Origin of the sequence: Shewanella pneumatophori, from assembly GCF_023283895.1 — a bacterium.
Taxonomy (GTDB): Bacteria; Pseudomonadota; Gammaproteobacteria; order Enterobacterales; family Shewanellaceae; genus Shewanella; species Shewanella pneumatophori.
In genome coordinates, this window is sequence record NZ_JAKILB010000002.1 from 200,151 (window position 1) to 222,803 (window position 22,653).

Here is a 22,653-nt window from a genome sequence, read left to right on the forward strand (position 1 = left end):
TGTTGCAGATGGTTACACATCTGCTTTAAACAAAGATTAATTGCTGAGAATAAAAGAAGAATGAAGAAGAGGGTTAGATTGAAATAAAAATGGCGGTTGAACCTAGAGTTCAGCCGCCATTAGTTTGTGTGGTTTTAGCTATGCTGCTCGCTGCGATTAAGCGAGATTAAAACTCTTCGTCGTCGCCACCAAAGTCACCGAAGCCGCCATCATCAAAGCCACCAAAGCTCTCATCACCGCCAAAACCAGTGTTAGCAAAAGTGTCTTCACTGGCGTACTCAGAAGCAAAACCTGAGTTGTCATCTAAGAAACTTGAGCCTGTATCTTCTGGTGCCGCGGTATCAGCCGCTGCAGTTTCAGTTGGCGCTTCGGCTTCTGCAGGTGCTTCTGGAGCCATTTCAGGCGCCGCTTCTGCAGTTGCTGGCGCTTCGTCACCAAATAGTGCGTTGCTGATAAGATTACCGGCAACCATACCCGCAGCAACACCTGCTGCTGTTTGCATAAAGCTACCAAAGGCACTTGGCTGACGTACTGGTTGTGGCTGAACAGGCGCTGGGTTAGTACCACCCATCATACGGCTTAGTGCGCCACGCTCAGATTCTTTTCTAAAATGTTCAACTTGAGACTCTAGGAAGTCATTTTTAGACTTCATATCTTTCAGTGCCATCTCTTGCACGATAACCGCTTGAGTCAGCTTGTAAACGATATCTTCTTGAGATGCGATTTCTTGGCCGATTAAGTTTTCAGCTTCAGCATCTTTTGGCTTGTTTGGGCTAGCTTTTAGTTTGTTAGCTACGTTTTGAATTAGTTCTTGTTCTTGCGGAGTCATTGTTAAATTCCTAAATGTAAGGATACGTCTTTACGTATTTGATGCGCATCCTAGCTCAAGGTTCACTGCTAATGTACAACTAATAAACTCATACCTTATCAACAGCTTAAATAACTATCAGTTAACAACAATTAACAAACAAGCAGCTTTAAAAACTTACAAAGATTAAGAGATTTTTATCTAAATTATCGCTAAAAAGGCGGGGATAGCGGTGAGGGAATAAAAAATGCTTAGTTCCAGCAAGGCCAGAACTAAGCATTAGTTAGCTTGGTTTATCTATAAGCGCGTTAGCTTAGAAAGACATAAATAGACCAACAACAGTTGCAGATAGTAAGTTAGCTAAGGTTGCCGCTAACAGTACTTTCATACCAACAGATGCAATGTAGCTCGACTTAGTTGGGATCATGGTGCTTAGCGCTGCAACGACCATAGATACTGAGCCTATGTTAGCAAAACCACATAGTGCCACAGTGATGATAGCCACTGACTTTGGTGACATGGCTTCGCCAGTCGCTGCTACAACAGTTTCACCAGAAATATAAGGTGCAAAACCTGCGTAAGCAACAAACTCGTTAAGTACTAGCTTTTGCGCAATAAAGTTACCTGCAACGTTAGCTTCTGCCCAAGGCACACCAATTAACCAAGCGATAGGTGAGAATGCGTAGCCCATTAGTAGCTCAAGAGTCACACCCTCAAAGCCAAATAGTCCACCAGCCCAGCCAATTAAGCTGTTTAGCATTGCCATTAAGCCGATACAGGCGATAAGAATTGCACCCACTACCGCCGCAATTTGCATACCGGCGATAGCGCCTTTTGCAATAGCATCAATAAAGTTTGATGGCTTTTCGTCACCAGCAAGAGCTGGAACGTCGTTAACTGGTTGCTCTGTTTCTGGGATCATCAACTTAGCAAATAGTAGACCTGCTGGCGCACTCATAAAACACGCCATAACTAGGTAACGAACTTCAACGCCCATACCAGCAAGACCCGCAAGCACTGAACCGGCAATCGATGCTAGACCACCCACCATGATGGCAAAGATTTCTGATTTAGTAAGGTGTGGGTGCCAAGGCTTAACAAATAGTGGCGCCTCTGTTTGGCCGCATACTGTGTTAGCAATGGCGTTCATTGATTCTGCTTTTGACGAACCAATTAGCTTTTGTAAGCCACCACCTAGTACTTTAACGACAAAGCCCATAATGCCCATGTAGTGCAGTAAGCTAACAAGTGATGCAGTAAAGATAATCGCAGGTAGTACTTGGAAGGCGAAGATAAAGCCTAGGTTTTCAACTTGGAAAGTCACCAAGTTACCAAACACAAAACTAATACCTTTGGCAGCAAAACCTAGTACATTCGCCACCCCGTTTGATAAAGCCAGCAGTACGCTTTCACCAAAACTAGTTGCTAGCACAAAGCCTGCAATAAGTAGCTGAATGATTAGTGCGCCACCGACAGTACGCCAGTTCACTTGTTTTTTAGCATTACAGAAAAGATAGCCCACGATAAGCAGAGCTACGATACCGAGTAAAGATTGCAACATAATGGCAAGACCTATTGTTGAATGTGGTTGATTGACTGGATTAAACGCGCAACATGTTGTTGAGCTAGTTCGATAACGCTGTTTTGATTACCACCTTCATCAGGTGTTGAGTTCATCTCAAAAGTAATCACGCTATCTATGATGTCCATTTGTGCAGCGTTCACAGGGTGCATAGCTGCCTGTAAATATTGCTCAACGGGTAAGAAGTTAAACTCACCTGGTTGATATGAGCTTGCTGTAGCACCACAGGTAATCGATAAGATCACCTTTTTGCCTTTGAGCTTGTCGCCGTTAGGACCAAAGGCGAAGTTGTAGGTAAACACTTCATCAAACCAAAGCTTCATCAGTGCCGGATAAGTTGACCAGTAAAGTGGAAACTGCAGCACAATAATATCGGCTTGAGTCAGTAAGGCTTGTTCAGCGGCAACATCGATTTGATAGCCTTGGCAGGCCTCATCGAGTTTATGGATCTTAATCTGGCTAGTGGTGGCTAGCTGTTTAAGAACTTCGCTATTAGCAATTGAGCGGCTAAGATCTGGGTGGCCCGAGATCAGTAGCACATTGCTGTTGGTTTTAGTCATTTTTTGTACACTTAAAATTAGTCAAAAGTCATATATAAGTGCGCGCAGTCCGTCCTCAAATCATCATTTTTGAGGGTAATATTAGTTTTATAAAGACGACCTTTTATAAGGCCTAGATCTGCGGCGCGCTAATATTGCACAGGTGCTTGCTAAAGTGGATTGACTTGATGGGATATTGGCGGGCGAGTCACACTTAACTAAATGCTGTTGAGTGAATAGTAAGCAAGTTGTTGCTAATTTAGACTAAGGTGGTGGGTGTAAGTAGCTAAGTCACTATTTCTATAGCGCTTAATTAGGGTAAGTTAAACTTAAGCTTGGTTTATTTAACGCTATTTGGTCTGGTTGAAGTGGGCTTAATTTTTAACCTACTTTAGGTAAGGCTTATTTGCCGATATTTGACTACCTTGATTTACGTCTCAGTGAAATATCGCCACTAATAATCTCTACTCTTTCACCTGTTAAGCTAACGAGTTTTGCTTCGATATGCATCGACATTGGAAACTGACTATCTGGCTGTTTAATAATGACTTCGGCATAGGTGCGGTAGCGATTTGATAGAAAGTAGTAAGTACCGTTCCATTGGCAGTCAAAATAGAAGTTGGATTCGCTGAGATTAATATTCTCTAAACGATTTTTGGAATGCCTTAGGTAATTATCTGTGGTGATAATACTGCAGGTGTTTGTGGCACTGCCATTGGTATTAGTGAATTTAAAATTAAGTGCTGGCTTATTATTGAGTTTGCCCTCGGTTCCACCAAGGTACTTATTTAGCTCAATAATATTAGAGTCGCCGCTTGCCTGTGTTGCAACTTGAGATGGGTTTTGTACCTTGGCTTGGGGATGGATAGATAGCAATAAGCCAAGTGCAACCAATACAGCTAAAAAACAAAGTTGAATACGCATGCAGCCTTCCTTGTTGCTCTTTGTGTCTGCTTAGTGCTCTGTAGGCACTTTGATTAAATCATGTACTTGAAACAAAATTAGATCAAGTGTTAGCTAGTAATTAAGGTTTTGAAAATAAAGCGTTTTGTAAACAAGGTGTTTTTAAAGTAACAGCTTAAAATAAGCTGCGTAAGTTGAATTTTCCCCTAGATCCTTAAAAATGGATTTATCGGCTAGCCACAAAAAAGCAGCCATATAGGCTGCTTTGCTGATTGGGTATAAAGGGATATAAGCTGGGCGCGATTTTATTGCGCCGCAGCTATCCAAAGTGAATAGCAAGTAGCTAGTTACTCACCTTTTTGCGCCGTTAGCTCGATTGTTGACTCAACAGCTGCGGCAATATCACTTTCATTAAACAAGAAAGGACGGAATTGCTTGCTTGTAGAGTAACGCTCAGTTTGGTCGTTAAAATATGGGCTTAATCGATTGGTTGATTGTGAGTAGGTTAAAATGCCTTTAGCAACAGGGCCGTTGTCAGTAAAGCTCACTGCCATCATCCAACTTGAACCATAGCGAATCGCGTAACCCTGATCGGATAAACCAGATGCTAATGGCTTGCCGGTCACAGCGTCCATAACTGCGGCGTAGCTATGCTGCGGCACTAACGTATCATCACCACTTAAGCTAGTAGAGAACACGTTAAAACCGCCTTCAGCGTTATGAGTCCCCGGCCATGGTTGCTTGTTACCTGATGGCATGCCGTCTGGCAGTGACTTTTCAACAAACTGCACTGTCCCCATGGCTGCATCTACGGCAAAACCGGCTGCTTCAACGTTTAATGCCGCTTTGGCTAAGGCAACGAGTGCACTGCCGTCTGTGGCTAAGGTGTTAGGCGTGGCTGCAGCTTGCTCAAAATCAAATGGCACAGTTAGCATGCTATTTTGATCAAATTGATGTGCAAACTCACGGATTAATGCGCCGCCAATGCTGTCGTTATCTTGCTTACCATTCCACTGTTTTAGTGCGGCGCAGGCAGCGCTGATATCTTTAGATTGGTTAGCGCTTACCATTACAGGAGTATCACCTTGAGCCTCACACTGTGCGATCAAATCATCAAAGATTAGACTATCAAGATAAATATCGTTACCCAGTGCGGCGGCTTCTAACTCATCAAGATTAAACTTGCCATCTTCACCGCCAGCCTCAGCCATTAACTTTAATGCCATACGAGTACGTAGTGATTGTTGTCCACGCTCAGGCCCATACATAGCCGAGTAACCCTCAAGCGGCGCTTCAAGGTTAGTTGACCAGAATGAGTTATTAGAGTTTTGCACAAAGTCAGTACGTTCCAGCTTAGGTGCGTACTCATAAGCGAGTGGTGCATCGTAAGCAAACATAGAGGTGTTACCTGGCAAAATAGTAAAGCCTGCTTGCTGGCGGGCAGCAATAATATCTGGGTTGGTTTTCAGTAAGCTAATGGCAATGCCTGATAAACCCGGCACTGTCGAGTCATCAATATAGAAGGCATTACCTTCTTTATCGGCATACATGGTGTTATTGAAAATCACCCCGTCAAAGTCTTTAAAGGCTTGCTGGAACTCGTCTTTATTAGTTGCACGATTCATGGCTAGCCAATGATCGATAGGATCCTTGTTAGCCATATTGGCATCTTGCAGCATAAAGGCTTGACCATCATCCCAACCAAATGGTGCCTGAGTCGCAGGCGCCTCAGCGATAGGACCTTTTGCTGTGGTGTAGATATCTTTTTCTGCTACCAGCATGCCAGCAGGACCGCCATTGACTAAGATCTGTACCGTTTCTTTAGTGATCGGCATGGTTTCACCATCAAATAGGTACTGCATGCGATCGCCACTAACGAGTTCAAGATTGTAAAGCACAAAATGTTCAGCGGTTGAGAAAGTATGGGTCCAAGCGACATCTTTGTTGAAACCAATATTAATCGCGCCCGGCATGCCGACTAATGAGCCGCCCATCACATCAATATGCCCCGGAATGGTCAAGTGAGACTGCCAAAAGCGTAGGTTACCTGTGTGTGGGAAATGCGGATTACCCAGCACCATACCTTTGCCATTTTCGGTTTTGTCTTTACCCAGACCCCAGCCGTTTGAACCCAGATCACGTGGATTGGTTTCAGGTGTGGTAATGGCATTTTGGAACGCGACAAACTTGCTATTCACATCTTGGATAAAGGCGGTTTGAGCCTCAGTTACAGCCTGAGTTGGCGCAGGACCAATAATGCGTGGTAGATACTCTTGGCCATCACCAGGGTTGGCGTAAAAAATCAGGTCAAGGAAATTAGCTGCGCCAGGCAGCAGGGCAATTGAGAATAGATAGTTGGCAACATCGACGCCCTCGATAGGCTTTACCCAAGGTTGGCTTGCACAAAATGGATCGCCGTTTTGTGTGCCGGCTTCAACATCGGCTAAATATTGGTTATAACCGGCACTAAAGCCTTCCATTAATGCACGAGAGTTATAACTAAAGCTTGGGTATTGTGCTTCAGCTTTCTCACGAATTTTAAGGGCTTTATAGGCAAAATCTGAGATTAAGTTGCCGTTATCTTCAGCGGTCGGCAAGCCTGTGGTGAAGTCGAGAGAGGCGTGAGGACCAAAGTACATTGAGCGTTCAGAGTTAGCTTTAATAAAGCCATCGGCGAGGATACATAGATTGTCTTGAGCCTGAGCGTAACCACTACCAAAACCTAAGCTTTCAAGGCTATCAGCCTTGATGTGTGGCACACCATAGGCGGTACGACGAATTTGTGCATTCAGCTTTCCATCAGGTGCAAAAGCTTGTAGTGGTGGAATGACTTCTGGTGCGGGTTCTGGCACGAACAGTGAGTCACTTTTGTCTGTTTCATCATAGCCACAACCCACTAACGTAACAGTTGAAGCTATCCCTAAAGCGAGCACTAACTTATTTAGGCGCATTAAAAGATCCTTTTATTTGTTGTTCCACCAATCAATGTTGATGGATACTTTTATTATGTAGGATGTCCTAATTTTGATGTGAAAACATATACTTATTGGGCTTGGGTGCCAATAAGTACCCAAAATGTTTTTATCAAATACAGCAAGGGCATTGGTGTTAGTTAATCAGTCATTTAAACGTTTGTCTACATTCGAGTAACATTTGCTAATACTTAATTGTTAGTAAGCAATGACTCGACTGGCAAACAGCAAGTTAGTGGGATAAATAGCTAGAGTTTGATGTGTTTTAAGTAAGATAAATTGCTTGCTTTAAAGTTGATAGGTTACAGAAAAGCTTACTTTAATTGTTTAACTCGGTGGGTGAGCGTAAAAGTGGAACTGAACAAGCTCTTTTATTTAGGAGCCTGTTCATAGGGAGATTATTTTTTAGCGTATGCATTCTCAATTACAGTTTTTATATCGGTGCTAGCAAAGTTATGTTTGTTAAGTTGTTTCTCTATAGCTCTATATGTGGACGGGCTTTTTTGTGTTGCTTTGGTAAAGAGGTGTTTAACAAGAACCTTGTTGCTTGAGGGTTGTTTTGAACTCCATTGAATTAACGCGACTGACGCTTCGTACTTTCCCATGTTAGCCAGAGCATTTAAGGATGCAATAGATAGTTTCGCTTCAGGGCTATTGCTGCTGATTGTTTGTTGTAATTTAGGGACAAGTTTTTCGCTATTAATAAGGCCGATACTGGTTAGAGCTACAGGTGATTTTTCATTTGCTGCATTAACTTGTGTAACTAAAAAATCAAAATTTTGCTCTGATGCATTTCTCGCTATACCTCTAGTAACATCAGTTAAGAAAATATTGTCACTAGTCATGTTAGAAAAGCTATTTTCTAACAAATTGATATGAGTAGCTGATTGAGTAATCTTTTTTAAAGATTTTTTTGCTACGTAAATTGCATTGGAGTCAGTAACTAAGCCTTCTTCAAGAACACCGAGTAGTAAGCTAACGGACTCTTTGGTATTAATGCTGGCAAGCAAGCTCAATAGATATTCTTGATTTCTAGACTCAAGGTTACTATCTGGTATTTGTAATAGCTGCATTAATTCAGTATAGATTTGTAGATCATTGTTCTGTTTTAAAAAGTCAATTAACTGTTTTTCAAGCGCTACATTTATTTCTCCATTTTCTAGTAGCTCTTTCATTTTAGTCCAATGTTCGTAAACTTCTTCATGCGATAGCGATTCTGTCTTTATGTCTTTATCATTCGAGTTTTTTATTCGCTTCGACTCATTCTTAACGCTGCTTACTTTTATCGACTTCGCACTTGTATCATTGATTTCCTTTGCTGTTTGCGGATTATTAACGTTGGATTGGCTAGTGCTTTGAAGTTGGTCGCCAGCACTCGTAGCAAAATAAATTGCAACGAGTGCTGTTGTGCCAACTAAAACAATTATTAGTTGCTTGTTCATGTTGACTTACTCACTCCAACCGATAGCGTTGCGCACTGATTCAAACATTGTATGTAAGTCTGTTACTTGTGAGGGCTGTTCGGTATGGATTACGTTTTCCTCACTGTTGGTGGAGGACAGATCTACATTGCGTCCATAAGGTATAAGTAAATTGCTAAGTTGTTGGCTATATGATGGCACTATACCATCACCAATAAGGCTCTCTCTCGATACACCTTGCTCTATATAACGCAGGGTACTAGGGTGAGGGTGGTCTCCGCCTGCAAGCTGGCCGTAATCATATAAGTCGTAATTCCCCCATAGTGTGGCATCTTTAGCTAAAACTCCAAACTTGGTACCGCGATAATTAAGCTGAGATGTAATTATATTTTCAAGCATTACTACGTTAGTATTTAGGTTTGTAATTTCCGTTGATTCTGGCGATAGGAAATCGATACTAGGAACTCTTAAATCCATATGATAGGTTGAAGAATACCACCTCTCTCCCGCCATCAATTTAATAACTTCCCAGCTATCTTCACATATGCCATTGTCATTTTCATGGCTTTGCTGTGGTAAGCAGTTCAGTTCCATATAGCGATAAAAGCGCCCAAGTGGTGAGCCTTGGTGAGGCGTTCCCGTTGTGATAAGAGCTTTTACATGATCAATATATTGTGAGCTAGTGTTTTGTAGATAAGCTCTTGCTGCAAGCCCCCCTCTACTATGCCCCAATAGAACTATTTCAGTATCGATGCCAAGCTTGTTGATGATTTGTTCAATTGCGATTTCAACTTCCTCACCTAACAAGTTGAAATTTGAATAATCGCCATTACAACTTAGGGCTGAAATACAAGTTTTCCCTTCTAGCCCTTTAGAGCTTAAGTTTGTATCGCGATCAAAACCGCCAAAGTCGAGTCTGAAGCAGGATTCCCCTTTGCTATTAACTTGAGGAAGTGTTTCTATCTCGCTACCTATATTGATTGTGGTGCATGCTCCGGAATAAAAGCTATCGTCAGCAACTAAGTTACTCCAAGTGTCGGCTTCCGATGCGAGTCCATGCAATAGTAAGCTGGTTTTATTAATAACGATTTCATCTAATTTTGCTTTTAAGCGGTAACTTGCATCTTGTTGTGCATAAACAGCAATGAAGTGAGTTGTACCTGTTTTAAGCCTCTGAAGGCAGGTTTCACCAGTGTGGTAGCTGTTATTAGAGCGGCAGTCGTAATCAAACTTTGTCGGAATAGCACCTTGTTTCACATATAGGTCTATGTCACCAGATAGTTGTGAAATGTTGACGTTAAGTAAAATATCTTCAGGCGTTTCTAATTTATAATAATGCCACTGTTCTTCAAGAAGTGATTCATCTTGGACTCGAGATAAAGTTAACTCACTAGGGGATTGGGCTGTATGGCGGTCAAAATTATAAGGATGATTATCTTGAGTATTTGGGATGCCATCGCCATCAATATCACTGTCATCAGAATCCGCAATACCATCAATGTCAGTATCAAGTTCAAGCACATTAAGTGAATTGCGTGCAACTCCCCTAAAGGCATTAACATCACTCTGAATTTCAGCATATTTATTAATATCGGTATTGAAGGTTCTTGGATCACGCGCTACATTTGCTAGTTGCTGTGGTGACTCTGGGAAGACATCTAGACGAACTAAATCTGCTGCAATTAGTGTCATCCTATTATGTTTCAATTCAATAAAGTCAGTTAATAGCTGTCCTGCTGGAATTTGCAGTTGTGCTGATAACTCTGAGGCCGCAGTATTTTTAGTTGTACCAGATTTCATTTTCAAATATACGAGAGTTGAAAATGGTGTGATGATCCTCTCCCCAGCTGGTGCAGCTAGGGTAAAGCTATTCGTTATTATTTTGCCTAAGCCTTCATCAAACGTGAGGGCCTTTTTTGCTTCAACAAGTACAGCATGGTCTTTTGCTATTATGGTATCGGGAATACTTAGAGTTGCTTTGCCCTTATCACCTGTGGTGGCGGTAGGGTTTGAATTTAAGTAATTACCGCTATCTTGAACATCTAGCCATACGGTGGCATTTTCTAAATAGCCATCAATTGCAGTGATGTTATAGTCTGAATAGACTGTTTCTCGAGGGGGGGGAGGGGGAGAAGCTGGTTCCGATGAGTCTCCTCCACCGCAGGCTGAAAGTAAGAAAAGGGAATAAATTCCAACCAATCGTAATGTTGTCATCCGTTGACTCCATAAAGTATATAATTATCGACCAAAAAATTATTAATTATTCAGTGTTTATGATTTTCGGAGTCGGATGTTACCACGGAGTTTTATCTGTTGTTAGATTTTTGTTCTAAAGTTGTTATCTAGGTTTGGTGGATATCGAACCTAAGGATTTTAGTAAGTTAGAACAATATTTATGTTGATTTTGTTTTTCTAGATATAAATATATTTATTCTTTTTATAGGCGATATTTTAATTTGATTAAGGGGTTTTTATTACTTCTATATTATTCGATGCCTACTCACGAGAGTGGCACCGATTTATTTAGTAGTTTAATGATTAATCCAGTATTGGCAGGCAAGTGCGGCGACATCGAGCTCAATATCATATGGTACTGGCTGCGGTGTTGGTGTTAACGATTTTGCATTAAGTGCAATGCGCTCAAGGCTTAATGATTGCAGAGCAAGCCCCAGATCCATAATTTCAATCGGGTTGCCATCGCCAGCGGCTAAGTTGACTAGGTTTGCGTCAGATAACACAAACAGGGTTTTACCGTTGAAGTGATAGCCAGTGACTTGCGGGCGAATTGGATCTATAGAATCTGCAAGTTGAGCTAATGCAGGTAGATTGATTTCACGTTGAAAATGCCCCGCATTGGCAATAATCATATTGTCGGCCATTAACTCAAAGTGTTGCTTATCGAGTACATTGTCACGGCCGGTGATGGTGATCACCATATCTGCATCTGGCAATGCATCTTCTAATGATGCGGTATAAAAGCCTTCCATGTGCGCTTCTAATCTGGTTAATGGATTATGTTCAACCACAGTCACATGGGCGCCCATGCCTCTGAGTCTTTGTGCTGTGCCGCTACCGCAATACCCATAGCCAATAACCACCACTTTTTTACCGTGTAGCATCACATTGGTGGCGCGCATTATGCCATCGACAACCGATGAACCCACGCCATAACGGTTTTCAATAATCCGTTTTGCTTGGGTATCGTTGATAATCAAAGTAGCGAATTTATCGGAATTAAAGTCTTCACGTAGGCGGTTTGCGCCTGTGGTAGTTTCTTCGGTTGCGCCAAGCAAACGGGTAATCAAATGTTGATTTTGTGGCAGGGTAAATAGCAGTTCATGCAGGTCGGCACCATTGTCAGAAATGATATCAGGCTGGTGGTCGAGTACTTTTTGACAATAGCGTAAGTGGTCTGCAAAGCTTTCGCTGCGCTGGCTATAAACATGCACACCGTAGTCTTCAACAATGGCTGCCACAGTTTCATCTTGGGTAGTGCCTGGCGAGCCGGTAATTGCGACCTTTGCGCCACCTTTAGTTAAAGCTTCAAGCCAAACACCCGTTTTTGCTTCTACGTGTAAACAAATACCAATGGTTAAGCCTTTAAATGGCTGCTGTTTTTCAAAACGCTCAATGATATTGCGCATAATTGGCATATGGGCTCGGGCCCAATCAATACGTTTTCTGCCCTGTGGTGCAAGAGTAATATCAGCAATTTCACAATCGATCTTGGCTGAGGTTTGCGGTGTTGGGGAGGTTATAGTCATGATGAATATCCTAGTTATTGTAGGCTCATCATTTATCAGAGGCGCTGTTTAAACAATTTCACATATTGAACAATATTCTTTCCAAGAAAGCATGAATAGCGGTTTACTGAGTTAGAATGTCGGCATGTACTCTAAGCGCGACAACACTTGATGAAACCTAGCTTTAATCTTAATTTGCTAAGTAGCTTTTATGCTGTGGCTCGCCATGGTTCTTTTGCCGCTGCCGCTGATGAATTGTGCTTAACTCATTCGGTGATTAGTAAACATATAAAACAGCTTGAATCGAGTTTACATAGCCAGCTAATCATCCGCACCACTCGCGTACTAGACTTAACCGAAGAGGGCGAGTTCCTTTACGCAAAATGTCTATCAATCTTTAACGAAGTCGCTCAAGTTAAAGACTATATTGATGAGAAACAGCGTGTAGTCAGTGGGCGTTTAGTGGTAAAAATGCCAAGCATTTTAAAGCATGACGATGGCATAGCTAAAAGCCTTGAGTTTATGCACGTTAATCACCCGGATTTAATGCTCGATATCGTGTTTGACGACAACCTAGGCGATTTAGTGAAAGAGGGCGTTGATATCGCATTTCGTATTGGCAAGCTCGAAGACAGCAGCTACCTTTGCCGTAAAATTCGCGATATCGACACTTTTGTCGTGGCCTCTCCTGAGTACCTAAAAATAGCCGGTATACCCACTCATCCGAATGAGCTAAGCCAGCATAAATGTCTGCACTATAGTCACTGTCTTACAGGGGTTAACTGGTCATTTAAACAAGAAGGTAAGCAATTTAAGGTGCCGATAACTCCGGCTTTATCGTCGATGAGCGAATCTATGTTGGCGCAATACGCGATTAAAGGTTATGGCGTAACGACCAGCTTGGATTTTGTTGTTGCTAATGCCATTGCCAACAAACAACTGATGAGTATTTTGAAACCCTTCACTTGGAAAACTGAGCTGTTTTTAGTTTTCCCTTACGCAGCAGTTGTACCGCTCAAGACGCGTACTTTAATTGACGTAATATTGGCAGAGAGTACTAACTAAGCCATTTTTGCGAGATTGACCTTTACCTCTTTATGCCAGTTATCCTGACTCAATGTAACTTTTTAAGCCTAGTTTATGCGCCTTAATGGGGGCTGAGTAAGTCTTGAGTGCTGATGAATTTAATCGTAAGTACAAGTCGTTAAATTACCATCTGCTTAAGTAAAGTTGTTGAAAAAATATCATCCTCAATATTAGACAGCTGGTCAGTAAAAAGTTATTTTAGCACCCGCTTTTGAAACAATTATTTAACATCATTGTGTGTTGCTAGTGATGTTGAGTTTCACTCTTTTATGATTTAGTGGCTGGTTTTAGATTCAAAACTAGGTAAATGATGACTTAGTTTATACATATTCAGGAAGAAAATATGACAGCAAAAAAATGGACGTTAACTGCATTATCTGCATTGGTTTTAACTGCCTGTGGCGGGGGGGATAGTTCATCTGACTCTGGAGGTAATAATGGTTCTTCAGGTGGATCATCAGACGGAAGTGCCCCGCAAATCACCTTAAATACTGTAACTAGTAATTGGTGTGGAATTGAAAAGCCAAAAGCTGGTGTTGATGTGTTTGTGCATAATAGTACAGGTGACATCATTGCTGAGTATGTTACAGATAGTAGCGGCGGGCTCACTGCAGATTGGCCAAGTAACGCTAAACACCTCACATTAACGGCAAATAATCAATCTTATTATAATGATCTGCCTACTCTTACAGTGATCTCTCATGTTGACGTTGAAGCGGGCGATCAAGGTATTACGTATTTTTGGGATGATAATGATCAAGCTGGTTGTGATTGTAAGTACGTTGACTTTCCTGTGCAGTCACTTATTGCTGATGCGCCTGACAGCAGGCTTTATCTGGGAGGAAGCAGCTATGAGTTAACAGCATTTAGCAGTTCACCTACCGTTGAGTGGTGTGATGGTGCGGGGACAATGGATGTGCAATTGATTGCGGCTGATGGCCAAAGTAGTCTCGGCGGCAGTATTGATTTAACCAATAAAACCGAATATCCATTGAGTTTGAACGATTTCACTCACGAAGGGGTAGCTGTTGATTATGTTAATCCATATGACGCGCGGATCTTATATGCGCTGTCGTTTGACGGTTGGCGTAATTACAGCCAGGATGATTTAGTTTTTGTTTACCCGACATTGACTAATAAGAGTTATGTTTGGCCTGCGCGATACGGTCAAGAGTATATAGGAAATGCGACAGCAGACAGTTATAGCTCTGCAAGACATCTAGTTACAGCAGAGGGGGAAACCTCTCCTATTATGCTTTGGGATCCCGCTAACGGTTATTCTGATGCTGTATATGCTTTATTTAATGAAATCTCTACAGGTAAAGCACCATATCAATATGATTTTACTGGTATTAGTAATGTGGCGATGACTCATATGACGCTATCGGGCGATATCGATAATGGTGACGCTGAATGGACTATTTGGGGCGGCGCATCAGGCAGTATGCCAGATCTTAAATTACCAACAGCTTTAGACGCAAAGTTTGATTCTCTTTATTCCGCTAGATTGCAGATTGGCGTAAGAGGTTACGGTTCGGAAAAGCCACTAAGTGAATGGCGTAAGCTATTAGTAGAAAGAAGCGCTATGGCAGGTAACGAGATTAGTGTGCTTGATTATGAAACTAATTATATGCGACTGAGTTTTGATCTTGAACAGTAGTCTTATATAGATTAGTTGATCTAGATATTATCCATCAGTGATAAAAAGTAAAAAGACAGCATGAGCTGTCTTTTTTGTCTTTTGAGCTGGCTCTTTTAGAGCTGAGTCTAATATACGCGAGCGCTTAAAACCCTTGCGATACACGCTTGCAGTAGCGCTGCTCAAAATGAAATGGTGTCATTCTTAAAGTGCGGAAAGCGTCAACCCAACCTACGACCATAGGCACAAGTGTCCAGCTGAATGCTAGATATAAACTGCCTTTTAGGTGCTGACCTAAATAAAACTTGTGTAGCCCTAATCCGCCTAATAACAAACTAAACCAGATAGCCAATTTTTGATTTTTAATACGGATATCAGGATCAACACCTGATAGCGAATCAAAGCCTTGCGCGGCATGACATTGAGGGCAAGTAACTACATTAAGGTCAATCTTATGGTTGCACTGAGGGCAATCTAGGGTTTGCATTACGGACTCCAATTATCAAAATGGCTGATTTCTCATTATGTGTACAAGTGTGCGCCGAAACATAGGTGCACAGCTCACAAAATGAAAATAAAGCAGTTTGAAACAACACATGGATCACGCTTGATTAAGCGAGGACGCGCTAGGTTGATATCAGTGCGATAGTTACGCCATGTTCAATGAGGTGAGAAAGTGGCTGAGAATTTCTTTACCTCTTGAGTGATGTTAAATTCAATTGAACACATAACTGAAAAGTTGCATGATCGGCCGGTTAAGGCTCTGCAATAGGGGCATAGTCAAAGAGTTATTATGAAGTTTTTAATTTTATCTATCGTTTTGTTGTTGGTTGGATGTGCAAGCTCTGATACTGGTTCTGACTATGTCATCGAGAGTTATCGCAAAGCGGCAGAGCAAGGCGATGTCGATGCGCAATATAAGCTGGCACGCTTTTATGATTTTGGAATAGGTACATTGAAGGATAAACAGAAAGCGATTGAGTGGTATCAAAGCGCGGCGGCACAAGGTCATGCTGACGCGCAGTATACGCTCGGAACCTTTTATGATTATGGGCTTGGCGTGCCTGAAAATAGGCAAAAAGCATTAAATTGGTATTATCAAGCGGCAGAGCAAGAGCATATCGATGCGCTTTATGCCATCGGAATGATATTTCACTCAACCAAGCAAAATTATCCAGAAGCAATCTATTGGATCAGAAGAGCCGCAGATAAAGGCCTTGATGAAGCTCAGTACGATATGGCTAGAATGCTAACTTTCGGTGTGGGAATTGAAGAAGACAGGCAGCAAGCGTTTGCCTGGTATATGAAAGCAGCGGAGCAAGGCCATGTTGCGTCATTATTTTATATCGGTTCAGCCTATGATTTCGGCCAAGGTGTCGCAGTCAATAAGCAAAATGCCTTTATGTGGTATCAAAAGGCTGCTAATGAGGGGTATGCTAAAGCCCAGTTGTACTTGGCCTCAATGTATGAGCAAGGACAAGGTACCAAGATAGATAAAGTACAAGCTATTAAGTGGTATTTGCGAGCTGCTGAACAAGGTGTCGTTGATGCGCAGTATAGTCTTGGGGTGATATTTGAGCTGGGTGATGGTGTGGCTCAAAACATACCTGAAGCGATAACTTGGTATACAGCTGCTGCTAAACAAGGCGATGCAGAGTCGCAGTATGTATTAGCCACGATATATGAAGCGGATAAAAGCGACCCGCAAAACTTACAGAACGCTGAAAAGTGGTATTTAGAGGCTGCGGCGCAGGGACATCAAAAAGCCTTAGAAGCATTAACCCCAAGCGCTAGCAAACCGCGATTAGTACACTGATTTAGCAAGCTCAGTTTTTCAAGCTAAGTCATTTAAGTTGAATAAGGTGTATTGCTTGGGCCTGGAGTTTTCACCTTGCTTTTAAAAGATAATGCCGCTTCTTAAAGAAGCGGCAATTAGGCGTCACTATTTTACCCAAATGCCAGCAACATAGCGGTTAAGCTTATCGCAATACTTTACTTAAAAACTCTTGAGTTCTGGCCTCTTTAGGGTTGCTAAATAAGGCTTCTGGTTCGCTTTGCTCGACGATATAACCGCCATCCATAAAGATCACTCTATCAGACACATCCCGAGCAAAGCCCATTTCATGGGTGACAATCACCATGGTCATGCCATCTTGTGCCAATGACTTCATTACATCGAGTACATCACCAACCATTTCAGGATCGAGCGCCGATGTTGGTTCATCAAAGAGCATGAGTTCAGGCTTCATTGCTAATGCTCTTGCAATAGCAACCCGTTGCTTTTGTCCGCCTGACAAGCTTGATGGATAAGCATCTGCTTTGTCTTTTAGGCCCACTTGGGTCAGCAATTTATCGGCTTCTGCGTCCGCTTGTTGCTGGTTCATCACGCCTAACTTGACTGGCGCAAGCGTGATATTTTGCTTAACCGTTTTATGAGGAAACAGGTTAAAGTTTTGAAACACCATGCCGACTTTTTGTCTGAGCTTATCAACGCATGCGCCTTTGGCTGTAATTGATTGGCCATCAATTAGAATGTCGCCTTGAGTTGGTTGCTCTAGCAAGTTGATGCAACGTAAAAATGTACTCTTACCGCTTCCTGATGGGCCAATTACGCTAACGACTTCACCTTTGTTAATTTGCTCGCTAATACCTTTTAAAACTTGGTTGTCGCCAAAGCTTTTATGTAAGTTATTTATTTTAATCACTTTGTTTCAGCCTCGTTTCAAATTTAGATAGCATAAAGGTAAAGATATACGTCAGTAGTAAGTAAATGATTGCACAAGTAAATAACGGTACGCTGTCTTCAAAGGTACGGCTACGGATAATCTCTCCAGCCCGCATAAGGTCAACGCCGCCAATAAAGCCAATAACCGCAGTCTCTTTCAGCAACACAATAAACTCGTTACCTAGCGATGGCAGAATGTTCTTAATCGCTTGCGGTAAAATCACTTCCTTCATGGTTGACCAGTGCGACAAACCGAGTGATCTCGCCGCCTCCATTTGGCCTTTATCAACAGCTTGAATACCTGCCCTGATGATCTCTGAAATATACGCACCACTGTTAAGGCCAAAGGCGATAATTGCTGCGGTGATCTTATCAACGTCCAATGAAGCTAGCACAATGAAGTAAAGGATCACTAACTGCACAACAACTGGCGTACCACGGATCACGCTTACATAAAGGTTAGCTGGCCAGCTTAGGTACCACTTTGAGGACATTTTCATCAAAGTGGTGGCAACCCCAAGAATCGACCCCATAATCATGGCAAAAAAGGTCACAATTAAGGTCACTTTTAAGCCGTTTAAGATAAGGTAAATACCGATTAGGCCATCTTCGCCAATGGGGGTAAATAAAGAGGTGGTTATCGCATCAATCATCAGTAGCTCACTTCATGTACTTAGTAACAAGGGCGTCGTACTCACCATTGCTTTTCATGGTTTTTAGGCTGTTGTTGATTGTGGTTAGCAGCTCGGTTTGACCTTTTGGTACTGCTAAGCCATAAAACTCGGCGTCAAATTCAAGTTCAACCATCTTCAATTGTGGATTTTTATTCAAAAAGCTAATAGCGGGCTCACTGTCGAAAAGCACGAGATCAACCTTATTGTTTTTAAGCTCCATTACTGCTTCAAAGCCGGTATTAAACGCGGTCACTTTTTGACTATAAGTCTTTGCCATAATGTCGCCAGTTGAACCAAGCTGTACGGCAATATGTTTACCTTTTAAATCGTCGATACTATTGATACTGGTGTTGTCTTTATTCACCAATACAACTTGAGTCGCTTCGTAATATGGTGCTGAGAAGTCAACGCTTGCTTGACGCTCTGGTGTGATAGTCATGCCTGAAGCAATGAAATCGATTTTGCCTGCATTTAGCGCAACAATAAGCGAGTCAAAGTTCATATTTTCTACTTTTAGGGTTTTACCTGCATCTTTTGCAATTTGTTTAGCGAGGTCGATGTCAAAACCTTGGATCTCATCACCGCTTACACCGCCCACATATTCAAATGGTGGAAAAGTGGCATTGGTCCCTACTACAAGTACATCATCACTTTTGCCGCAGCCTGCGAGTAACAAAACACTGGCTAACCCTACACTTACTAAACCTGCTATTGACTGCTTCATTTCAAATTCTCTTAATCAAAATACTCAACTGGCATCGACTATAAACTCACACTGAAATAAATCAATAGTTATGCGAAATAAATGACTAAAAATTCAATTTAAATGATTTTTATGGTTAAGGTTTGAACGTTTTAATGTGGCGGTTAACTTAGATTTAACAATGTTTGTTGGTTTTATTTACAGTTGGTGAGTGACAAGGTAAATATAAGTAAAAGTGAATGTTTAGTTATTGATACGAGCAGCGGGTTCAATGATGTGTTATTGAGTTTTAGCGATGAGTAATTAAGCAGGTTGCGATCTAAATCTCGCTATATTTGGCAGTTATTAGCGGATTAGGGGAATTGAATGACGGTGGGAGTTAGCGAGTGCGTCTTCACACTCGCTAAAGAACGACTAATAAAACTTAATCAACAAATTGCAATAAATGCTGCTTTACTGCATCTGATGCAAATGAGTTTTCAGCACTAATTTTGTAGATATTAATGTAGTCTTGCTCAGTTAAATTAAACTTCTCAACCGCAAGCTGCAGCTCTTTAGTCATCGTAGTATCAGACACTGTGCGGTTATCGGTATTAATGGTTACCAATAGGCCGTCACGATAAAAGTCACCAAATGGATGGCTTGCTAAATTTTCAACAGCTTTGGTTTGCACGTTGCTGCTTGGGCAGGTTTCTAGTGCAACCGCTTCAGAGCGCACTAAGTCGTACGCTTGTTGGTGGCTGTTAATATGAATACCGTGTCCAATACGTTCAGCGCCTAGTAACGCAATGGCGTCATACACGTTTTGACCTACACCTTGCTCACCGGCATGAATTGTAATGCGGTAGCCTTTTTCTAACGCGTACTTAGCGTAAGGAATGTATTCATGGCAAAAGCCAGGCTCTTCACTTGCTGCTAAGTCGAATGCGACGACACCGTTATCAAGGAACTTAGCACCAGCGTCGATCACATCATTGATGTCATCTTTTGGTAGCACCTTAATAATCGACAGGATGTAGTTACCCTTAATATCGTATTGGGCTTCAGCTCTGCGCATACCTTTGACAACACTGCCAATGATCTGCTCAAAGTTAAGGCCTTGCTTACGATGTAATTGTGGGCCAAAACGGACTTCTAGGTACTTCACGTTTTCTTTTGCAGCGTCTTCAAATAGCTCAAACGAAATACGCTCTAATGCCGCTTCTGTTTGCATAACCGATACCGGCAGTGCAAAGCGAGTTAGATATTCATCGAGATTTGGGCAAGATTCAGGCGCCACCATTAGCGCTTTCATCTCGTCAACGTTATCGCTAGGAATAGCTGTGCCTTGGATTTTAGCAAGGTCGATAACTGTTTGCGGACGTACGCTACCGTCTAGGTGGCAATGAAGATCAATTTTAGGTAGCTGTAGAAAATTCATGAAGCTCTCCTTTATTAAGTGGTTATACCAACTATAGGCAAATAACGATTCATATTTTGCTGCACAAAATAGAAACAATATTACTTAGTTAGCATTACATAAAGTAAAGTCTTCATAATCAAGAGTTTAGGGCTCTTGGTAGAAACTCTCAAACCATATCATTGAGATTATACGAAGTGTTAACGGTCAATATTAGCACTCATTAAGCTAGTTGCGAAAGAGTCTAATAACAAATAAGGCCTGAGGGGGCATTGTTTGCCTAACACAAAATCTGCTTTAAGCACGCACTTTCTAGCTATATAGTGCGCAGTTTTTTTCCCTTAAAGGCGACTAGGCTGAGTTTAGTCGCAATAAGAGATGATTAGAAAAAGAGATTAAAGCCAAAAGGATAACGTTATCGCCTTGGCTTATTTTTAGTTGAATTGACAGTGCTCAGTGCTTTTCTCGCTAGAGTTACTTCGATTCGTTATGGTGAGCTTGCAGCTTATGGAATAAAACATCTTTTAAGTTAGCGCGTTGCACTTTGAGTTGGTGCATATGTTCGTCATCGGTAGGGCTGCCGGCGATTTCTAACTGACGAATGTCATAATCAAGCAGATGGTATTGTTTGGAAAGCTTGTCAAACTCTTGGTCGGTATAGTTCAAGTAAACAATGTCTTGTTTAAATTCTGGAAAGTCGAAAATAAGCGCGTGGTTCTCATTTAACATAGTTGCTCCTTGAGGTGCTGAACTTACTTCTTACTGGGACTAAATAACGAACGAAATATTTACAACGGTTTTGACTATAACACCGCAATTTATAGCAAAGTGAGATCTTGGCAGCTTTTTAGCTAAGGGGGGCTGCTTTCATTTTTTGATGAAAAAGTAATAAACACCTATGGCTGTTGCGGCGATGGCTAATAGATACACATCAATCATATAGGGGACATTGAAAAAAATTAGCACCGCGATAAACAAGGCGGCTAAAACTTGTAACCCTATTTTGTAGCGCATATTTTTATTCTCAGTTAGCAAGGTGAGCCTTTGTGCTTAACAATAACAATGGCCTAGCAATAAATAAAATGTTTACACTCTGCCGCTTGACTATTTTTTGGCTAAATCAGGTTATATGGTGATGTTCTGTTATCATGCTCTGCATAATAAAAATAAGACATATGCAGTTGGAAATTATGAAAGAATTTATCATTATCGGCGCTGGTCAGTCTGGTTTGGCTATGGCCTATAACCTGTCTCAACATAATAAAGATTACCTTATTTTAGATGCCAATGAACAGATTGGTGCACCTTGGTTAAAGCGTTGGGATTCTTTAAAGCTGTTTACCCCAACCGAATATAACCACTTACCGGGCATGCCGTTTCCTTTCCCAAAAGGCTATTACCCTAATAAATATGAAGTGGCGGATTACTTAAAAAGTTATGCCGATAAGTTTTCGATACCGATTGAATTTAATCAAAAAGTTACCTCAGTTAAGAAAGTAAATGGCATCTTTGAGATCACTAGCGCCACAGCAAGTTACCAAGCCAAGCAACTGATTATTGCTACCGGCCCGTTTCATACCCCCTATACACCAGCTTGCCATGCGGACATCGCTAAAGATGTGAAGCAAATTCACAGTGAGAACTATAAAAGTCCGGCACAACTGCAAAAGGGGGATTGCTTGGTGGTTGGCGCGGGCGACTCCGGTGTGCAAATTTTATCGGAAATTGCTGATACCGGACGCAAAGTGCATTTTTCTGGTACGGATAAAATCCCTGCTATTCCGCAGACCTTTTTAGGTAAAACCCTTTGGTGGTGGTTTACTAAGATAGGCTTTTTGTCGGTTAACCGTTATAGCAAAATCGGTCAGTGGCTAAGTAAGGGCGTGCAGCCGGTTATTGGCACGGATGTGAAGTCATTGCTGGCAAAAGATAATGTGATTCATATGGGCCGAACCCTGTCAGCTGATGACTGCAGTATCAAGTTTCAAAAAGGCAGTGTAAGCAGCATTAAGAATATTATATGGGCGACAGGTTTTAAGCCTAACTTCTTTTGGATTGAAGACATCTCGTTTGATGAAATGAACTACCCAAGTAATTATCGCGGCGTCAGTAAAGATATCGATGGCTTATTCTTTATTGGGCTGCCTTGGTTGTACACCCGAGGCTCTGCAACGCTGGGTGGTGTCTGGAAAGATGCTAATTACTTGATGACGCATATTCTAGAAAAGCAAGCTGCGTGAATTGGTATAAACCAACTTCATAAAGCCTCATAAAGCATAACCTGTTAATGGCTGAATAGTATTTAGGGTTATGCTTTTTATATTGGCACGCTAGGGTACATACCGCGTTAATTTGCCTTCAATTTCTGCAAAACACAAAGATTGCCGTTAATTTGGTAATAATCTTTTACCTCTAAGTGGACTTATCAAGTTTTTATATCTGCATATACTTGCTCGCAC

The 22,653-nt window shown here is 41.7% G+C and carries 18 protein-coding genes and 1 riboswitch; of the genes, 4 read left to right on the forward strand and 14 right to left on the reverse strand.

Translation table 11 applies throughout. The annotated features are described in order from the left end of the window. Positions 1-166: 166 nt before the first annotated feature. The 8 genes from L2740_RS03895 to L2740_RS03930 all read right to left on the reverse strand — a co-directional run bounded on the left by L2740_RS03895 (position 167) and on the right by L2740_RS03930 (position 11,989). Complete coding sequence (locus L2740_RS03895; RefSeq protein ID WP_248948817.1) at positions 167-829, reverse strand: DUF2076 domain-containing protein; 663 nt, start codon at positions 827-829, stop codon at positions 167-169. 292 nt (positions 830-1,121) lie between these two features. After that, positions 1,122-2,369, reverse strand: a complete 1,248-nt coding sequence (locus L2740_RS03900; RefSeq protein WP_248948818.1) for a NupC/NupG family nucleoside CNT transporter — start codon at positions 2,367-2,369, stop codon at positions 1,122-1,124. An 11-nt stretch (positions 2,370-2,380) separates the two neighbouring features. After that, on the reverse strand, positions 2,381-2,950 hold the full coding sequence (locus L2740_RS03905) for an NAD(P)H-dependent oxidoreductase (RefSeq protein WP_248948819.1): 570 nt from the start codon (positions 2,948-2,950) through the stop codon (positions 2,381-2,383). A 399-nt stretch (positions 2,951-3,349) separates the two neighbouring features. Continuing rightward, positions 3,350-3,853, reverse strand: coding sequence for a hypothetical protein (locus L2740_RS03910; RefSeq protein ID WP_248948820.1), 504 nt, complete (start codon positions 3,851-3,853; stop codon positions 3,350-3,352). A 326-nt stretch (positions 3,854-4,179) separates the two neighbouring features. Further along, complete coding sequence (locus tag L2740_RS03915) at positions 4,180-6,783, reverse strand: acylase (protein WP_248948821.1); 2,604 nt, start codon at positions 6,781-6,783, stop codon at positions 4,180-4,182. Between the two features lie 419 nt (positions 6,784-7,202). Beyond that, positions 7,203-8,246 carry a hypothetical protein gene (locus L2740_RS03920; protein ID WP_248948822.1) on the reverse strand — a complete coding sequence of 348 codons (1,044 nt, stop codon included), beginning with the start codon at positions 8,244-8,246 and terminating at the stop codon, positions 7,203-7,205. Positions 8,247-8,252: 6 nt separating this feature from the next. Beyond that, on the reverse strand, positions 8,253-10,439 hold the full coding sequence (locus L2740_RS03925) for an alpha/beta fold hydrolase (RefSeq protein ID WP_248948823.1): 2,187 nt from the start codon (positions 10,437-10,439) through the stop codon (positions 8,253-8,255). A gap of 317 nt (positions 10,440-10,756) precedes the next feature. Next, positions 10,757-11,989 (reverse strand): adenosylhomocysteinase, encoded by a 1,233-nt coding sequence (locus L2740_RS03930; protein WP_248948824.1) that lies wholly within the window; start codon positions 11,987-11,989, stop codon positions 10,757-10,759. A 150-nt stretch (positions 11,990-12,139) separates the two neighbouring features. On the opposite strand from L2740_RS03930, the gene L2740_RS03935 reads away from it, so the two are divergent. Both L2740_RS03935 and L2740_RS03940 read left to right on the forward strand, forming a co-directional pair. After that, entirely contained in the window at positions 12,140-13,033 is an 894-nt protein-coding gene (locus tag L2740_RS03935) for a LysR family transcriptional regulator (RefSeq protein ID WP_248948825.1), read from the forward strand. A gap of 364 nt (positions 13,034-13,397) precedes the next feature. Then, on the forward strand, positions 13,398-14,714 hold the full coding sequence (locus L2740_RS03940) for a hypothetical protein (protein WP_248948826.1): 1,317 nt from the start codon (positions 13,398-13,400) through the stop codon (positions 14,712-14,714). Between the two features lie 124 nt (positions 14,715-14,838). On the opposite strand, the gene L2740_RS03945 is transcribed toward L2740_RS03940, so the two are convergent. Next, positions 14,839-15,180, reverse strand: coding sequence for a TM2 domain-containing protein (locus tag L2740_RS03945; protein ID WP_248948827.1), 342 nt, complete (start codon positions 15,178-15,180; stop codon positions 14,839-14,841). 306 nt (positions 15,181-15,486) lie between these two features. On the opposite strand from L2740_RS03945, the gene L2740_RS03950 reads away from it, so the two are divergent. Next, positions 15,487-16,509: an SEL1-like repeat protein gene (locus L2740_RS03950; RefSeq protein ID WP_248948828.1), complete on the forward strand. Its 1,023-nt coding sequence runs from the start codon at positions 15,487-15,489 to the stop codon at positions 16,507-16,509. A 163-nt stretch (positions 16,510-16,672) separates the two neighbouring features. Here L2740_RS03950 and L2740_RS03955 read toward each other — a convergent pair whose 3' ends face one another. The 5 genes from L2740_RS03955 to L2740_RS03975 form a co-directional block, all read right to left on the reverse strand. After that, positions 16,673-17,398: an amino acid ABC transporter ATP-binding protein gene (locus L2740_RS03955; RefSeq protein WP_248948829.1), complete on the reverse strand. Its 726-nt coding sequence runs from the start codon at positions 17,396-17,398 to the stop codon at positions 16,673-16,675. Then, on the reverse strand, positions 17,391-18,071 hold the full coding sequence (locus tag L2740_RS03960) for an amino acid ABC transporter permease (RefSeq protein WP_248948830.1): 681 nt from the start codon (positions 18,069-18,071) through the stop codon (positions 17,391-17,393). The genes L2740_RS03955 and L2740_RS03960 overlap by 8 nt, the downstream gene beginning before the upstream one ends. Before the next feature lie 7 nt (positions 18,072-18,078). Then, positions 18,079-18,816 carry a basic amino acid ABC transporter substrate-binding protein gene (locus L2740_RS03965; protein ID WP_248948831.1) on the reverse strand — a complete coding sequence of 246 codons (738 nt, stop codon included), beginning with the start codon at positions 18,814-18,816 and terminating at the stop codon, positions 18,079-18,081. A 403-nt stretch (positions 18,817-19,219) separates the two neighbouring features. Continuing rightward, the gene (gene add / locus L2740_RS03970; protein ID WP_248948832.1) at positions 19,220-20,215 is read right to left on the reverse strand and encodes an adenosine deaminase; all 996 of its coding nucleotides are present in this window, start codon (positions 20,213-20,215) and stop codon (positions 19,220-19,222) included. Positions 20,216-20,310: 95 nt separating this feature from the next. After that, positions 20,311-20,410, reverse strand: a riboswitch (purine riboswitch). A 258-nt stretch (positions 20,411-20,668) separates the two neighbouring features. Continuing rightward, positions 20,669-20,923: an HP1242/YdcH family protein gene (locus L2740_RS03975; RefSeq protein ID WP_248469723.1), complete on the reverse strand. Its 255-nt coding sequence runs from the start codon at positions 20,921-20,923 to the stop codon at positions 20,669-20,671. Positions 20,924-21,384: 461 nt separating this feature from the next. On the opposite strand from L2740_RS03975, the gene L2740_RS03980 reads away from it, so the two are divergent. Beyond that, positions 21,385-22,434: a flavin-containing monooxygenase gene (locus L2740_RS03980; protein WP_248948833.1), complete on the forward strand. Its 1,050-nt coding sequence runs from the start codon at positions 21,385-21,387 to the stop codon at positions 22,432-22,434. Positions 22,435-22,653: the final 219 nt, after the last annotated feature.

Coding starts and splice junctions, on each gene's coding strand:
- L2740_RS03980 (WP_248948833.1), top strand. CDS start 21,385: ATGAAAGAATTTATCATTATCGGCGCTGGTCAGTCTGGTTTGGCTATG.
- L2740_RS03905 (WP_248948819.1), bottom strand. CDS start 2,950: ATGACTAAAACCAACAGCAATGTGCTACTGATCTCGGGCCACCCAGAT.
- L2740_RS03945 (WP_248948827.1), bottom strand. CDS start 15,180: ATGCAAACCCTAGATTGCCCTCAGTGCAACCATAAGATTGACCTTAAT.
- L2740_RS03920 (WP_248948822.1), bottom strand. CDS start 8,246: ATGAACAAGCAACTAATAATTGTTTTAGTTGGCACAACAGCACTCGTT.
- L2740_RS03940 (WP_248948826.1), top strand. CDS start 13,398: ATGACAGCAAAAAAATGGACGTTAACTGCATTATCTGCATTGGTTTTA.
- L2740_RS03975 (WP_248469723.1), bottom strand. CDS start 20,923: ATGTTAAATGAGAACCACGCGCTTATTTTCGACTTTCCAGAATTTAAA.
- L2740_RS03915 (WP_248948821.1), bottom strand. CDS start 6,783: ATGCGCCTAAATAAGTTAGTGCTCGCTTTAGGGATAGCTTCAACTGTT.
- add (WP_248948832.1), bottom strand. CDS start 20,215: ATGAATTTTCTACAGCTACCTAAAATTGATCTTCATTGCCACCTAGAC.
- L2740_RS03965 (WP_248948831.1), bottom strand. CDS start 18,816: ATGAAGCAGTCAATAGCAGGTTTAGTAAGTGTAGGGTTAGCCAGTGTT.
- L2740_RS03950 (WP_248948828.1), top strand. CDS start 15,487: ATGAAGTTTTTAATTTTATCTATCGTTTTGTTGTTGGTTGGATGTGCA.
- L2740_RS03910 (WP_248948820.1), bottom strand. CDS start 3,853: ATGCGTATTCAACTTTGTTTTTTAGCTGTATTGGTTGCACTTGGCTTA.
- L2740_RS03900 (WP_248948818.1), bottom strand. CDS start 2,369: ATGTTGCAATCTTTACTCGGTATCGTAGCTCTGCTTATCGTGGGCTAT.
- L2740_RS03930 (WP_248948824.1), bottom strand. CDS start 11,989: ATGACTATAACCTCCCCAACACCGCAAACCTCAGCCAAGATCGATTGT.
- L2740_RS03895 (WP_248948817.1), bottom strand. CDS start 829: ATGACTCCGCAAGAACAAGAACTAATTCAAAACGTAGCTAACAAACTA.
- L2740_RS03935 (WP_248948825.1), top strand. CDS start 12,140: ATGAAACCTAGCTTTAATCTTAATTTGCTAAGTAGCTTTTATGCTGTG.
- L2740_RS03925 (WP_248948823.1), bottom strand. CDS start 10,439: ATGACAACATTACGATTGGTTGGAATTTATTCCCTTTTCTTACTTTCA.
- L2740_RS03960 (WP_248948830.1), bottom strand. CDS start 18,071: ATGATTGATGCGATAACCACCTCTTTATTTACCCCCATTGGCGAAGAT.